This window comes from Niallia sp. FSL R7-0271 (assembly GCF_038005785.1).
In the GTDB taxonomy this organism is placed as follows: domain Bacteria; phylum Bacillota; class Bacilli; order Bacillales; family Cytobacillaceae; genus Niallia.
Map to the genome: position 1 here is coordinate 2,416,385 of NZ_JBBOTZ010000001.1, position 15,121 is coordinate 2,431,505.

11 protein-coding genes and 1 other RNA gene are annotated in these 15,121 nt (G+C 37.7%); 2 read left to right on the forward strand and 10 right to left on the reverse strand.

Going from position 1 to position 15,121, the window contains the following annotated elements:
- Window positions 1–9: 9 nt before the first annotated feature.
- Entirely contained in the window at window positions 10–3,621 is a 3,612-nt protein-coding gene (locus MKX82_RS12380; RefSeq protein WP_341077519.1) for a dynamin family protein, read from the reverse strand.
- Window positions 3,622–4,236: 615 nt separating this feature from the next.
- On the opposite strand from MKX82_RS12380, the gene MKX82_RS12385 reads away from it, so the two are divergent.
- The gene (locus MKX82_RS12385) at window positions 4,237–4,689 is read left to right on the forward strand and encodes a chemotaxis protein CheX (protein ID WP_233313407.1); all 453 of its coding nucleotides are present in this window, start codon (window positions 4,237–4,239) and stop codon (window positions 4,687–4,689) included.
- Window positions 4,690–4,996: 307 nt separating this feature from the next.
- Here the strand turns inward: MKX82_RS12385 and MKX82_RS12390 are convergent, their stop codons facing one another.
- The 3 genes from MKX82_RS12390 to MKX82_RS12400 form a co-directional block, all read right to left on the reverse strand.
- The gene (locus MKX82_RS12390; RefSeq protein ID WP_233313406.1) at window positions 4,997–6,511 is read right to left on the reverse strand and encodes a carboxypeptidase M32; all 1,515 of its coding nucleotides are present in this window, start codon (window positions 6,509–6,511) and stop codon (window positions 4,997–4,999) included.
- 151 nt (window positions 6,512–6,662) lie between these two features.
- A complete protein-coding gene (locus MKX82_RS12395) occupies window positions 6,663–8,582 on the reverse strand; it encodes an ATP-dependent DNA helicase (RefSeq protein WP_233313404.1) in 1,920 nt (639 codons plus the stop codon).
- Between the two features lie 266 nt (window positions 8,583–8,848).
- A complete protein-coding gene (locus tag MKX82_RS12400; protein WP_237941644.1) occupies window positions 8,849–9,016 on the reverse strand; it encodes a hypothetical protein in 168 nt (55 codons plus the stop codon).
- A gap of 499 nt (window positions 9,017–9,515) precedes the next feature.
- Between MKX82_RS12400 and MKX82_RS12405 the strand changes: the two genes are divergently transcribed.
- Window positions 9,516–9,809 (forward strand): hypothetical protein, encoded by a 294-nt coding sequence (locus MKX82_RS12405; protein ID WP_233313402.1) that lies wholly within the window; start codon window positions 9,516–9,518, stop codon window positions 9,807–9,809.
- 337 nt (window positions 9,810–10,146) lie between these two features.
- Here the strand turns inward: MKX82_RS12405 and MKX82_RS12410 are convergent, their stop codons facing one another.
- From MKX82_RS12410 to MKX82_RS12435, 6 genes are all read right to left on the reverse strand, one after another.
- Window positions 10,147–11,280: a THUMP domain-containing class I SAM-dependent RNA methyltransferase gene (locus MKX82_RS12410; protein ID WP_341077523.1), complete on the reverse strand. Its 1,134-nt coding sequence runs from the start codon at window positions 11,278–11,280 to the stop codon at window positions 10,147–10,149.
- Between the two features lie 182 nt (window positions 11,281–11,462).
- An RNA gene (rnpB, locus tag MKX82_RS12415) (RNase P RNA component class B) lies at window positions 11,463–11,846 on the reverse strand.
- A gap of 81 nt (window positions 11,847–11,927) precedes the next feature.
- Window positions 11,928–12,233, reverse strand: coding sequence for a cell division regulator GpsB (gene gpsB, locus MKX82_RS12420; RefSeq protein ID WP_233314724.1), 306 nt, complete (start codon window positions 12,231–12,233; stop codon window positions 11,928–11,930).
- A gap of 73 nt (window positions 12,234–12,306) precedes the next feature.
- Window positions 12,307–12,867 (reverse strand): DUF1273 domain-containing protein, encoded by a 561-nt coding sequence (locus tag MKX82_RS12425; protein WP_233313400.1) that lies wholly within the window; start codon window positions 12,865–12,867, stop codon window positions 12,307–12,309.
- Window positions 12,868–13,108: 241 nt separating this feature from the next.
- The gene (locus tag MKX82_RS12430) at window positions 13,109–13,492 is read right to left on the reverse strand and encodes a CotD family spore coat protein (protein WP_267913266.1); all 384 of its coding nucleotides are present in this window, start codon (window positions 13,490–13,492) and stop codon (window positions 13,109–13,111) included.
- Window positions 13,493–13,810: 318 nt separating this feature from the next.
- Window positions 13,811–15,070 carry a ribonuclease H-like domain-containing protein gene (locus MKX82_RS12435; protein WP_233313399.1) on the reverse strand — a complete coding sequence of 420 codons (1,260 nt, stop codon included), beginning with the start codon at window positions 15,068–15,070 and terminating at the stop codon, window positions 13,811–13,813.
- Between the last annotated feature and the right edge of the window lie 51 nt (window positions 15,071–15,121).

Genomic DNA, 15,121 nt, shown 5'->3' on the forward strand with positions numbered 1-15,121 from the left:
CTTTCCTCCTTACCTACTGTTAGCATATGTTAATACATTTCTGTCTTTAATTGCTTGCAGTGCATTTTTCATGTTAATACGGGTTGCTTCGTTTTGGAACAGCTCTGCTTTCCCACTGTAATATTCCTCCATTTGTCTGTGGAGGGTTTGAACCATTGCTTGTTTTTCTTCTTCCAAACAGTCATTAAAATAATTAAATAGCCGCTCTTTTTCTGTTTCAAAAAAAGTATAGCCTTCGCTTTCGATTACGGTTTTTATTTCTTCGGCAAGGTATTTTCTATCTCCTTTTTCAAAGAAAGCTTTCGGGTTTTTATAATAAGATAATGCTTTTTTAAAAAGCGCTCTGTCAAATGTTCTAAATGGAGCCAGATGGGTTAAAACATCTTCCAATCTTTTTGTATCATCAAGCTGCAGGATGATTTCTTTATTTTTTTGGCGAATGCTTTTAATCGACTGTTCAAAAAGTTCTTTTCTTTGCGCATAAAAGTAATTCTCACTTCGTAAATTGACTGCCCTCAGCTCTTGCTCCACTTCATGGCTAAGCTGCATAAGGAAATCATCCAGCGCTTTTTCTCCTTCCTGTTTTCGGCTTTCGCCTTTAAGCAGGCCAGGGTGGAACGCTTCTTTCAGCCAATCATTGAACTGCAGGAATATTCTCTGTTTTAAGTAATGAACCTGCTCATCTATTTCTGCTTTCAGCTTTTTATTTAAATAAGAATGCTTCTGTTGAACAAGGAGGGAGCGAAGTTCTTGTTCTTCCCTTTTCCACCGCTCCATTTGCTCCTTTTGCTTCTCATGCTCTGTTTCAGATGTCAGGATAAAGTCCTCCAACATATGTATGCCAGCTAAACAGTCTGCTTCTGCTGCTTTCAGCATAAACGGAAGCCATTCATCCTCAATGAATTGGAGCAGACTCGCTTTAAAATGTTCCATTTGACCTTTATATGGTTCATCACCGCTAAAGAGACTGGAAACTGGGAAAATACGCGGATTTCTAATTCCATAATGTTCGAGCTGTTCATAAAGATAATCAAAGACAAGATCTAATTCCTCTTGATCCTTAGCCAAGTCAATAGCGTTCATAATAAAAAACATCTTATCCTTCTCAAAAGAATCTTTCATTCTTCCTAATTGAAGCAAAAAGGACCGATCTGCTTTAGCAAACGCGTGATTATAATAAGATAAGTACAGGATAGAATCAGCTGCCTTCATGTATTCAAAGCTTAGCTCACTATGCCTTGTATTAATGGAATCTCCGCCAGGCGTATCGACTAATACGATGCCTTTTCTTGTCAAACTGCAGTCAAAGTACACATCAATTTTCGCAATGAAGCAAGATACAGCTTCAACCGATACATAGTGCTCCAGTTTCTTCATATCCTCTGTTGTGACCGTACCTAGTGATTCTTTACGTGCTTTATACCCTTCAGAAAAAGCATCTAAATAGCGAAAGTGACTCGCCGAAGACGGTGATTTTGCTTTTTTGATATTTCCGATGGCAAGCAAAGCTGCTTGCAAAGACTCGGCTTTTTCATGAAACACTTGCAGATAATCTTGAAGCTCACCTAATATCTCACTCTCACTTTTCCAAAAGACAACCATTTTACCATGCTGATTGTTTCTATCAACAGGGAGGATGCGGTTAATGGCTGCTGTCATCGGATTAGGCGACACTGGCAGTAAAGGATGTCCAAGCAAGGCATTAGCAAATGACGATTTCCCTGCAGAGAAAGCACCGAATAAGCAGATGGTATATTGTTTATTGCGAATGGTATCTGCTCTTCGCTCTAGATTGCGGACAACCTCCTTAAAACCTGTTAATCCTGTTAATGCTTCAGAAACAAATGCAAGCTGTTCTATCATTTCCTCCGGCTTCGTTAATACTGTTTCTGTTTTAGGCCGGACTTCCGCCTGTCTTTTTCTTTGAGTCGGTTGTGCTGCGTTGACAGGATTTATTTGCTGGACAATCGGCTCTGCTGGCTTTTCAATCAGCTGCAAATAATGAGGCTCTTCCTCTTCTCGCCGCTCCTCCATCAGTTCTGTTAAGCGGTTTTTCCATGTATCCCAGCTTGTGTTTATTTCAGCAATTTTCTGTTTTGCTTCTAGTAAGGTTTCGAGGTTTTGCTGTTGTTCTGCCAAGGCAAGCTCCTCTTGTTTTGTGAGCTCATCCTGCTCGCTTACTAAGATAGAAAACAGCTTAATCGCTTCTTTTTTTACATTGCTTTTTATGTAATCTTCGACCTCTTCACAATAGCGGAGCAAATATGTTTCTGACATTTGTGCATTTGGGTTCACAAGTGATTGCAGAGCAGTCATTTCCAAAATAAACATAGATTCTGTCATATATTGCTCTTTAAATGCACCTGCATCACCGCCCACTTTTCCGGCAATAGAACTAAAAAATTCTGTCATTGGGCCGAGCAGCTGTAACTGGACTGTTTTAACCAAAACTCCATGAAATTCTGATAATCTTTTTTCCTGTTCGTTTTTGATTTTTTGTTTGCTGGAGAAAAGTCCAAGCTTAAATTTCTTATCTTTGGAATTCAAGTAGCTTTCTGCAAGCTCTCTATTTGCATAAGGCATAATATACGCATTTTTTATAATAGAAAGAAACTCAGCTTCCCACTCTGCCTGCTGCTCCTTACGACTGACTAGACGTTGAAGCTTCAGGTTAAGATTCTCCATTTCAAGCTCTAATTTTTCTATTTGCTCCTCGCTTATTGCCGCAAGAGGCAGGCTTGCTGCTTCCAGGTTTTTCTTTTTCCGTCTTGTCATTGTATTGCTGTGGTCTGTTTTTATTTTTAAAAACGATTGATCTGCAGAGGCTTCTGCTAAGGAATGTTTATTTGCTATTTTCTCTGCTATATATTGTTTCAGCATGCTGATTTCATTTTTATTTTTGTCCATGTCTTTGATGGAAGTGTAGAATATCTTCTCAGGCACTGCCCCACTAGATATAAAAGCATGCTCTACACTTTGCTTAAATGCTTCAAAAGAGATTTCTTCTTCTCGGTGCTTATCAATCTGATTGATAATTAAAACAAAACTTTTCCCGCTGTCTACAAGCTGTTTCGTAAATTCGATATTAATTTCAGACTGAACATGATTATATTCTACGACATAAAAGAGAACATCTGACAGATGGATGCTTGATTCTGCTGCAAGCATATGAGCTTTATCAATACTGTCAATTCCCGGTGTGTCGACAAAGACGATATTGGCTGATAATTCGATATCGCTTACATTTAAGGCAACACCATTAATTAACTCCTTGTTATTCAATTGGCTGTCCACTAATTTTAAGTCTGTGCAATTGGGAAATAACAGAGGCGAGCCTTCTGTGAAATCAACTCTAACAGAGTCTGCTCCATGTTTTACCCTGATTTTATGAGCTGTAGTGGGAATAGGACTGCTCGGCAAAAGACTCTTGCCCATAAGTTCATTTATTAAACTTGATTTGCCGGCAGAATAATGGCCGCAAAAGGTAAAAATAAAATCTCCTTCATGGATCTTATTAATTAAATCCTTTACCTTTTTGCCAGCTGCCGGATCATTATAACTAGCAAGAAATTGATAAAATTGAGTGAGGTGGTTTAGTTGAAAAATGGTTGTAGGAAGCATGATTAACTCCTTTTACTTTGGTGATTAGTTTCATTTTAACCATTTTCAACATTGGAATAAAGAAAATATTTTGAATTTTACACATAAACCGAGAAAATTTGAGGAAATTTGCGAATAAAACTAGCATATCGGAGAAAAAATAACTGCAAAGCAAATATGTATTTATTTTGAGTGAGCAGATGGGGATACGTTTTTCAGAACATATTTCATAACAGATAAGTAACCGACTGCTGCTGCAGCAATAAGAACTGCGATCATAGTTGAACACCTCTTTTCTAAATGAGAGCGATTTTCAAATTCAGTTACATTTTAACATTAATGATAATCATTTTCAATATGGAGGACATTGTTTTTTTTACAATATAAAAAAATTCCTCTAAAAAGAGGAATGAAATGTTTTGAAGGATGTTGCTGTGCATCTTTATTATAAAATGCCTGCTTTGAAATTTCATTGTAAATAGTATCCAGTACTCGTGAAAACAAGCAGGAGTATAAGCCTATATTAGTTAGGAAAATATAACCACGCCATTTTTTCCGTAAATTCCAAATTTACTTATCCAAATTTTATTTAAACTATGATAAGATGTTGTTAACTACAGTATGGGGGAATGAATTGTGACAATCACGCGAAGTGCAACAGAAATATTAAACGGGACTATTGAATCAGTTAAAAACGTAATCCCCTTTGAATTAAGTATTGATAAACCTACTTTAATCACGGCACCTTACCAGCAAAAATCATTAGGTGTTTTAATCGGTTTAACAGGTGATTTCCGTGGAAGAGTCATTATAGATGGAAACCAGGAAGTATTCGGAAAGATTGGCGAAGCGATGTTTGGAATGGTGCTGGAAGGAGAAATGCTTGATTCTTTCTCTGGAGAGCTTGGCAATATGATCGCTGGAAATCTTACTACATTTGTTTCTAAAAATGGGATTGCTATGGATATAACTCCTCCGACCGTGTTGGTGGGAGAAACGAAAATGTATGGCTTTGACAAGGCCCTTAGTTTAAAAGTGACACTTGCTGACACAGGCACTATTCACATCATTTTAATGCTTGAAGTGTAAGTTTTCGATAACAAAGAGATGGCAATTACTAGTCAACTCTTTGTTATTACAGTAATTCACTCATTTTCCTTCTGGCTTTGCACCTCTATCTTAATCTTGTTCTCAACCTTCATTCCGCAATGAGGGCATATAGTGCTCTCTTTATAAAGAATGAGGCAGTGCTTGCAATAATAATGTTCCATCAATTATCACATCCAGTTTATTATCTCTAACAGTATATTTATAAACAGCGCTTTTCGTGCATGCAAGCATACTTTCCCTTTAAAATAGAGGAAAGAGCAAGGAAATATTCCTTGCTCTTTTTTGTTTACAGCTTATAAACATTTGAGTACTTGTCATAAAGATATTGTATTAAATACTGTGCGTTTAGCCCTTCGCCAGTTACATCATTTAAAATTTCAAGCGGTTTTTTTGTTTTTCCGAACTGATGAACTTTTTCTTTGAACCATTGCTTAATCGGCTCAAGCTCGCCTCTTTCTAGAAGCTCGTCAAAGTTAGGAAGATCTTGGAGAAGTGTTTCTTTAAATTGAGCTGCATACATATAACCTAAGGCATACGATGGAAAATATCCGAAGCTTCCGCCTGCCCAATGGACATCCTGCAGCACTCCTTCCCCGTCATTTTTTGGCTCAATTCCTAAATATGACTTGTATTTCTCATTCCACACTTTCGGAAGATCTGCTACTTTCAGTTCACCGTTAAACAGGGCCTTCTCTATCTCGTAGCGAATGATAATATGCAGTGGATATGTTAATTCATCTGCTTCAATCCGAATAAGTGATGGCTTCGATTCATTGATTGCACGATAATAGTCTTCTACATCAACTTGATCAAACTGGCCGTCTGCATATTCCTTCAGCAAGGAATAATTTTTCTTCCAAAACGAAGCGTTTCGTCCGACAAAGTTTTCATAGAATAAAGATTGTGACTCATGGATACCCATCGAAGTTCCTGTACTAAGCGGTGTTCCGACAAGTTCCTCCGAAATATTTTGCTCATACAGTGCATGCCCAACTTCGTGCACAGTTCCAAACACAGCTACCCGAAAATCTGATTCCACATATTTAGTCGTTATGCGCACATCTCCTGGGTTTATGCCTGTAGCAAAAGGATGAACCGTTTCATCCAGGCGGCCTGCATCAAAATCATAGCCAATTTGCTTTAACAGCTCAAGGCTAAACCCATGCTGTTTGTCTTTTGGAAAGTGAGCGAACAAAAAGCTTGTTTCTGGTTTGTGCTGTGACTTGGCAATTTTTTGTACGAGAGGCACAATTTTTTCTCTTAACTCAGCGAAAACTTCGTCTAATATATGTACTGTAATACCCGGCTCATACATATCAAGAAGAACATCATATGGCGTGCTGTCATAGCCCCAATAATCGATGAATTTTTTAGTTGTTGCTACTAATTTTTCCAAGTAAGGCTCAAATAAAGAAAAATCTGACTTTTCTTTCGCCTCTTCCCAAACGCTTTCTGCTTTCGATTGAAGCATCACATATTCTTTAAATTCACTCGGAGGAATCTTTTTGTTCCGGTCAAATTCCTTCTTCATTTCTTCCACTGTTTTTTTCGTGACATAAGATAACTCATCTTGAACACTTGCATCAGATAATTGGTTTAAATATTGTTCTAGCTCTTGCGAAACAGACAAATTAAATGCTTCTGCAGACAATGTGCCGACTACCTCTGTGCGCTGATCAACACCCTTTTTAGGTGCGCCTGTGCGCAAATCCCAATAAATGAGGGCCAAGGCCTCGTTGTATGCACCAATTTTTTTTATATAAGCTAAAAAATCCTGTTCTATTTCTTTAATATTGCTCAAATTTACTTCTCCTCCTTATCTGAAGCCCTCTGATTTTATTCAAAGCGTTTTCTGAAAACTATCTTACCATATTTTTCTTTCGAGGAATATAAGGGATGCTTATGTATAAATATAAAAAAGCAGTTCTTTTTTCAAGAACTGCTTAAAGTATTTATATATATGCAGGTTCTACCGGCAACGCTGCAACTACTGCATCTTTCACTTGCTTCTGCTCTTCTTTGTCCATAAGGATATGGATATGACCGCTGTCCTCATTTGTACGGATTAATCGTCCAATTCCCTGTCTTAAGCGGAGAATCATATATGGCAAATCTACTTCTGTAAATGGATCTGCTGCATTTTCACGCTTTGATTTATAAACAGGGTCATTTGGAGGGAATGGTAAGGAGTAAACAAATACATTCTCTAATGAACTTCCTGGCACATCCAGACCTTCCCATAAGTTAACAGCACATAATATAGACTCTTCTTCATTTTGGAATTTAGAAACAAGGCCGCTGATTTCTCCTTCTCCTTCAAAATAAATCGGAAGGGTGAAATCCTTTGGCAAGGCTGTCTTAAACTTCGCTAAGTCTTCCTTGCTGTTAAACAGCACAAGCGATCTTCCGCCAGCGGCAACTAGCTTCTCGATTACATAATCTTTCTTCAAATCTGTATCATCATGATTATATTCTGTCATGATTACATTCATGTTTTCGTCATAATCAAATGGAGACTCCACAGAGAAGGATAAGAACTCTTTAGCTCCTAAGCTGTTTGCCATATATTCAAATGACTTGTTATCCGATAATGTTGCAGACGAGAAGATAATCGGCTTGTTTTGGCTGAAAACATCTTCCTTCATAATATCTTGTACAAGTCTTGGCATAATTACAAGTGTCCGCTCTCCGTCATGCTCTTCAAACCAAATAATACCGTTCATTTCTCTTAAGAATAAGTGCAGGGAATGAGAAATTTGCTCCAAGTATTCTTCTACTACTTTCAAATCATACTCATTAATAACATACATCTCACTTTCAAAGACTAGTTCTTCCTCCAAATCAGAGATTAGACCTGCAAGTCTTCGGCCTTCTTTCATAACAGTATCAGTCTTTTTGATTTCCTGCTTGTCCGAACCTTCTGTTTCAAAAGAAGCATTCGTTAATGCAGCAAAAAATTGCTCGTTTTGATAGATTGTATCTTCTATAATATTTAATGTTTTTTCTCTGACATCATTGGCAAGCAGCTTAGTAAGTAGCTTTTCCAAATTTTGTTCTGTCAAGCGGTATGTCAATGCTTTTTGGGCTGCATATTCCAACAGATGACCCTCGTCAAATACGACACAGGCGCTATCTGGCAACAGTGGCAATTGACCTTCTCTTTTTCTTGATTCCTTTGTCCAAATATGCTCCATGTAAAAATCATGAGAGCAGATGATTAAATCCTTGGCATTACGATAGTAATCTCTATGCAAAGTTTGGCCACAACGGTGGCGCTTATCGCATGTGAAGCAATCCTGCATGGAATCCCATGCCACACCGCCCCAATCTTCATCTGTCAAGTCAGGGTAATCCTTTCTGTCCCCGTATGGCGCAAATGACTGAAGTGAACCACTGCCGTGAACAAAGTCAGGTAATGTATCATAAATAGAATTATACGTGTCCTCAAACGTTATTTTTTGATCTAGCTTGTTCAAGCAAAGATATTGGTTTCTTGACTTCGCCAGACGGACATCAATTTTCAGTCCTAATGCCTGCTCCAGTTTGGCGATATCGCCTTCCTTTTTAACAAGCTGTTCGATTAACGTTTCATCAGAGCATGCGATGATAGCAGGCTTGTTCACATATCGAGCATAGCAAATGCTGTACAGTAAATACACAAAGGTTTTGCCTGTGCCAACGCCAGCCTCTGCAAATATTGTCTTTTTCTCCTTGAACGCCTTTTCAAGCTGATAAGCCATAAACACTTGCTCATCGCGAAGCTCATAGCCGGCCTCTGGAAGGATGTCATAAAAAACATCCCCAATCCATTCCCCTAATTTATCGTAAAATGATTCTGTTTTTGAAACCTCAAATGGCATGCTGTTTTGCATGATACCCCTCCATAAAATGAAATACGAGACACTCCTCACTTGACTAAAAGGAAATTTCTAAAATTATTATGCCAAGGCTTGAAGAAGTTTGCCTCTATTAAAAACTTACGCTTATCGAAATGAATGCATTTATTTATAATAGGCAATTCCAAATAAACATGCAAGAGAAAAGAGGGCCGCCAACCGCAAGCTAGGCCCCCTCTTAACTTATTGCTCTAGTATGAAAAGAGCCTCACAAAAAAAGAAAAGACAGCATCAAGTTATTCCTACTTGATGCTGTTTGATAACGAAAAATTCATTGCCTGCTTAACGGATTGCTGTGCATCTATATAAGTTTGAAGCAAATCTTCTCCGATATCTTCATTTTTAACTATGTCTAATGACTGGTTAATGGCATGCAAAATTTTTTCATAATCGATCGTATTGTCCATCATTATAAATCCCTCCACACAAAACTATATAGACTTATATATACACATGTTGAAGGGATTTTATACGCTTTTGGTTTGTCTCTTTTATGCTGATTATCGTTTTCTTCTGCCCCAGTACTACTTGCTGAAGCCGTTGACTGCTCTTTGTTAGTTTTTGATCGAAATGTGGGCTTTTTACCAGTTCAACCCGATTATCTGCTTCCCAATTCCTTCATATTATATTATGGTTTTATAGAGGTGTAAACAAATACTATTAAAATCTAATTTTTCAGGTTTAATACCTGCAACAAAGAAGTTATGTTAAAAGACATTTCTAATAATGGTTTAGGATGCTTAAAGGGCTTCCTATTATCTTTACCATAATAACCATGTTTCACCTTAAATGTACTTATTTAATTTAATGTGGTATGCTTATCCGTAAGCACTTTAAATAATTTTAGTAAATTACTTGTATCTCTACTATTACTTGTGGTAGGTGTTAATACCGAAAAAGGAGATCAAAATGAAAACTAAAGCTAAAATTATAGGGACAAAGTACAATACGGACTATATACGTCCTAGATATGGTGTTAAACTTGAAACACTTGAAGGTAAGTTTTTAATTATCGATTTTGATTACACGGAAACACCTAAGCTGAAAAGCTATACGCCACGCAGTGTGTATTATGATGGGAAAGACTATGGTTCCAAGCTATCTTGGTACACAAAAGCAGTGGAAAATATGACAGTTCAGAAGTTCTTAGCTAATATTGCGGATAAACTGGATAAAAAATATTTACCTACGTTAAGTAAATAATATAAATATTAAAGACTATGCCTATTTTAAAGTGTAGTTATGAACGGCTATCATTAGCCGTTTTTTTTATTGATTTATAATAAGAAGAGAATGAAAAATACCAAATACGCTTATAAAACTACTCTTTAATATTTATTTTTACGAACAAGGCTTATTCCCTTCTTCGCTGTACGAATACATATCATTTTATTTAACAGTTTAATGTCTGCCACATTTAAAATATGTTGTATAGTACAGCAAGTCAAGAATAAGCCCAAATTCCTCCTATATATGGTTAATTCATGCAGAAAGTTCCCACACTAATTAATAACTCTTTAAGACCCTTAACATATAAAGGTTAATCCCGTTTTCTTCTGCCCCAGTATTGATAATAATCTGTTTTGATGAAGCCGTTGAAGAGCTTGCGCTTCTTCGTTGCTTTTTTGCCGTATTGTTCTTCAAATTCTTCATCTGATGTCAGCATGTAAATGGACCATGTTTCAAGCGTTTCGAATGCTTGTCCCATTTCACGGTACATCCTTTGCACTGATGGCTTGTCGCCTAAACGCTCTCCATACGGAGGGTTGCCAACAATTACACCATTTTCCTTTGGTGTTGTAAAGTCTCTTACTTGCATTTGCTTGAATTGGACTAAATCACCAAGTCCAGCCTCAAAAGCATTTTCCTCGGCGATTTTGACCATTTTATGGTCAATGTCAGTGCCTGTTATGTCAAGAGGCTGATCATAGTTTGCCAAGTCTTCTGCTTCCATTCTCACTTCATCCCATAGCTTTGCGCTCATCCAATCCCATTCCTCGGATAAGAACTCACGGTTAAAGCCAGGAGCGATATTCTGCCCGATTAAGGCTGCTTCTATCGGAATCGTGCCAGATCCGCAGAAGGGATCGACAAATGGACGGTCTGGTGTCCAGTTTGTTAGCTGTATCAAGGCTGCTGCAAGTGTTTCTTTAATCGGCGCTTCTCCTTGTCCAGTCCGGTAGCCTCTGCGGTGTAGTCCGTGCCCAGATGTATCTATTGTTAATGTAGCTACATCTTTTAATATACTGACTTCTAGTTTGAACAGCGGGCCATTTTCTTCAAGCCAGCCTGTTTTTTTATAATGTGTACTCAAAGATTGAACAATCGCTTTTTTGACGATTGCCTGACAGTCTGAAACACTGAAAAGTTTTGATTTTACTGATTTTCCTGCTACTGGAAATTGAGCGTTTACAGGAAGATAGTCATGCCAGTTCAATGCCTTTGTCTTTTCAAACAATTCATCAAAGGTAGTTGCCTTAAACTCGCCGACAACAATTTTAACTCGGTCTGCTGTCCGCAGCCACATATTGCTTCTTGCGATTGCTTTTTCATCACCTTTGAAATGCACTTTGCCGTTATCTACCGTACACTCGTAGCCAAGATCTCTAACCTCTTTCGCTACAATTGCCTCCAGCCCCATTGCAGCTGTTGCAACCAATGAATATTTTTTCATACTTTCACCTATTTTCTAAAAAATAACTAATTATGTATATCACTTATTATGTCCATTTGGCATCTGCCATTATCATTTATCTTCAAATAAAAAGATGACCTTATGTTTACCTGATTGAAACAGAGTAAACATCAGAGTCACCTTGTGCTATTTTTATCATCATAATGTAATCAACATTAACGCTTTATAAGCCATGTTCTGTTCCTTTGTACTGTAACGACCTTAAAGGCCTCGTATAAAGGCGGTAATCATCTATCTACAGATTATAAATCTGTCCTTCTCCTCGTTTAGTTCCTCAGAGAAAGTTCCCCTACCAAAATTTGGGTTTCTCGCTCGCGGGGTTTACCTCGTTCCACCCTTTTCATTTCTGAAAAGGCTCCGTCACTGTGGCACTTTCAAGGTATTCATGCCATATCCTATAAGGACTTAGGCATTTTCCCTGCCGTCAGCATAATATATGCTGCCCTAGCTTATTTTTTGGCTAGGCACGAACACTACAGGCATCTCAGCCTGTGCGAGCATGGACTTTCCTCTACAAACAATGTTTGCAGCGATTACCAAAGCGTTGTTATTGATACATTTGCTATTATAGTATGTCCAGCTGATAATAGCAATAGCAGATTCTGGATTTTCTAATTCATTTCAAATCAATCATATAGCTTGCTTCCAAATACATGCTTTTCCAGATTGGAAAGTCTTTTTAAAATATCAAAGTTAGTTGTGCCCGCAGTAGTTGTTGGCGCCTGCGGTCTTTTGGAACTTTCGTCAACCTGTCTTTTTAAGCGCATATTCTCCTGCTGCAGCTCTTCAATTTCTTGATGTAATGTTTCATAATCCTTTATAACCAAGTCTAAAAACTGGTCTACTTCTTCTGGTTTATATCCTCGCATTGCCGTTTTAAATTCCTTCTCGAGAATATCTTTTGCCGTTAACTTAATCTTATCTGATAGCATCATATTCCGCTCACCTCAGTCAATTGCCGTATTAAATTAATTTTTCCAGACATTTAGCGATTTGTCAATTTTTCTAGAAGAAGTCTTTATTAAATTCTTCTTCCTCCACAATTGCCTGCAGATCATAAAAACTGATTAATCGAATGTCGTAATCATTTCTTTCCTTATATTGTACTGCAAGTTCGTATAAATATTTAGGGTTTCCCGTTTTTTCTGTATCATAAAACAGCAGTAATGCATCGCTTTTTTGCAAAAGAAATACATTTTTCATCCGAAACTGGTTCGGACTTTCGTATTCTTTTTTTGATACAGAGTCGACATAGTCTGCCTGCATCAATATTTCTTCATACCATTCTTTATTTTCTTCCTTCCAGCTTTGCTCCTGATTTAAAAATGGGGTGACTACTCCAAGCTTTAGTTCAGGATGACCATTTAACTGCAAATCATAGACGACCTCCGCCGCCCAAAGCTCTGTTCCCAACTGACCGCTGATGAGCACCCATTCAAGGCCCTCCTCAAGCAATTGTTCCAGTTCTTTTCTTATCGCTTTTTTTATGTATTCTACAGCAGGGTCATTTTTTTTAAACAGACCAATTTCGAATGGCTTATATCCTGAAATAGCAGCTACTTTCATTTTGTCCATTCCCTTGCCTATAAACTTCTTATTTTTTCAGTTCATGTTTAACCTTAACTAATCTATTTCTGTTCCTTTTAAAAAATGACCTTTTTATTTGCAAAATATTGTAAAAAAATAACCTTAACCTTCCTTAAGAAACATTATAAGCATTTTTGGCAAAAAGAGAAATTTTTTTCCCTCACTTCATATCAAATGGCTGCCGAGTAAGGAATCGGCAGCCACGGATTATTAATAATTATTATCTTCTCGGAAAACCGCCTGGGAAACCACCTGGTCCTCCTGGAAAACCGCCTTGGCCACCTGGGAATCCACCTGGTCCTCCTGGCGCTGCTCCAGGATAAGCTAATCCAGTAGCTGTAAATGGTACGCCACCAGGTTGTGCAGGTTGCTGAGGCACCGGAAACGGAACTGGCGCTGGCCCCATATTTGCTTGCGTATTTGTCACCACATTCTGAACAGATTGTGTGTGCGGGAAATAATGCTGATGCTCATAATTCACGTGATTTACCGTCGTTGTATGGGATGGGTGAATATGAGGAACAATATTGTTTTGGAACGTGTTATTTACACAGCATTTCGTTGGGTGTACAACAGCAGGCAGTACATTAGGTTTGCAATGCATATTAAAATCTCCTCTCCATTCTTTAAGTTTTATTATCTTACAGTAACAACTTATGTTGGGAGAGGTAATCTTGTACTAATACAAACACCTAAATTTCCACTCTTTTTAAACCTTATAATAATGCGTATAAATTTTCTTTTAAAGATGAAAATAAAATGGCTGTCAGGCAAACGACGACAAAAAACATGAACATTACAACTTTATACAACATGCACACTCCAATAACTCATAAAATAGGATAAACTTTAATCTTATCTTATTTTAATAGGAATGGGGCTGCTAGACAACAAGGTAAATAGTGGCTTTTTCAATTTCTAATTAGGCTAATATACCCATTTTCTTGCACAAACGGTTTTTCCGCTTATAAACATCTGTCATAATTCGTGTATTTTCAGCAATTTTCGTGCCTTCTATCAATTTATGAGCACGGGTTGTATATTCTAATGCCTTTTTATATTCTTTTAATTTATGTTCATAAAGCTTTGCAGCCTCTATATAAGACTCATAAACTACTTTTTCATCTATTTTGCCTTCTGCTTTAATAATATTTTCCCAGAGGGTTTGTGCTGCATCATCATTTTTGTCTTTTTTGTATTGCTTTGCCAGCACAAATTGAGCCAGTAGATTCTCTTCCTCATTGCCATCCATAATCGTTTTCAGACTTTCAACTGCCTGTGTGCTTTCTCCAAGAGAAGCGTACCATCTGCCTACCTCATATGTTTCTCTTGCTGACATAGACTCATCCTTTTGCAATAACTGAAAGCTTAAATGCGTATAGAGGGTAATAAGGGAAAGAATGTCGATTTCATTATGCTTTAAAATTCCAAGCATCCCTTCTGGGTTTTTTCTTTCCACAAAATCAAAGTAAATCATCGGCGCGAGAAATCCAGGGATATCATCTTGCCTTTCGACACCGAGTACATCCTGCTCCACAATGGATAGCTTCGCTCTTTCCAAACGGTGCTTCCACATTCTTCTAGCAGCATGATATAAATCAAAGTGGCCAAATTCCGGAAGCTTTGGCACATGCTCTCTTACAAATACATGTCTTGTCTTCACTTGCGGCCAATCAAAGGCTTTGCCATTATAAGTAACTAGTGTTGTATAATCAACATTTTCCAGAAAGCTTTTAAACAGCGGCACTTCAGAACCTGGATTTGGCAAAATATGCTGCTTAAGGACAATTTCATCCCCTTGCACTCTGGCATAACCGAGAATAAAGATGGTATTGCCAGTACCTCCCCCTAAACCAGTTGTTTCTGTATCAAAGAAGAACAAGTCTTCGGCCTGATGACCTTTTGCAGATAAGGGATGAGCATTATTTGTGTTATTCCATTCACTGACAGCTCCTAAAAAATCACGAAAGGCATAATTACCATGTTTATACTCAAGCGGATATCGAACCTCGCGAATAAGGCAGTAATTATCATCGACCCAATACGGCGCAACATTTTCATTAGTCCATACATCCATGAACGGTATTTCAGCTTGGCTTTTTGTTTCAGGGAGCCTTTTTTCACTGCTTGTTCCGCTAGTTAAATGTGGTTTTAAGCGTTGCAATTTATTTTTTATAGACATGAGCAATCTCCTAATTTATAAGCATAATGAAACATAAAAAAAGTAAACGGA

Excerpts from the sequence above, each read along its gene's own strand:
- MKX82_RS12380 (WP_341077519.1), bottom strand. The coding sequence starts at position 3,621 with ATGCTTCCTACAACCATTTTTCAACTAAACCACCTCACTCAATTTTAT.
- MKX82_RS12395 (WP_233313404.1), bottom strand. The coding sequence starts at position 8,582 with ATGCAAAACAGCATGCCATTTGAGGTTTCAAAAACAGAATCATTTTAC.
- MKX82_RS12400 (WP_237941644.1), bottom strand. The coding sequence starts at position 9,016 with ATGATGGACAATACGATCGATTATGAAAAAATTTTGCATGCCATTAAC.
- MKX82_RS12405 (WP_233313402.1), top strand. The coding sequence starts at position 9,516 with ATGAAAACTAAAGCTAAAATTATAGGGACAAAGTACAATACGGACTAT.
- MKX82_RS12410 (WP_341077523.1), bottom strand. The coding sequence starts at position 11,280 with ATGAAAAAATATTCATTGGTTGCAACAGCTGCAATGGGGCTGGAGGCA.
- gpsB (WP_233314724.1), bottom strand. The coding sequence starts at position 12,233 with ATGCTATCAGATAAGATTAAGTTAACGGCAAAAGATATTCTCGAGAAG.
- MKX82_RS12425 (WP_233313400.1), bottom strand. The coding sequence starts at position 12,867 with ATGAAAGTAGCTGCTATTTCAGGATATAAGCCATTCGAAATTGGTCTG.
- MKX82_RS12430 (WP_267913266.1), bottom strand. The coding sequence starts at position 13,492 with ATGCATTGCAAACCTAATGTACTGCCTGCTGTTGTACACCCAACGAAA.
- MKX82_RS12435 (WP_233313399.1), bottom strand. The coding sequence starts at position 15,070 with ATGTCTATAAAAAATAAATTGCAACGCTTAAAACCACATTTAACTAGC.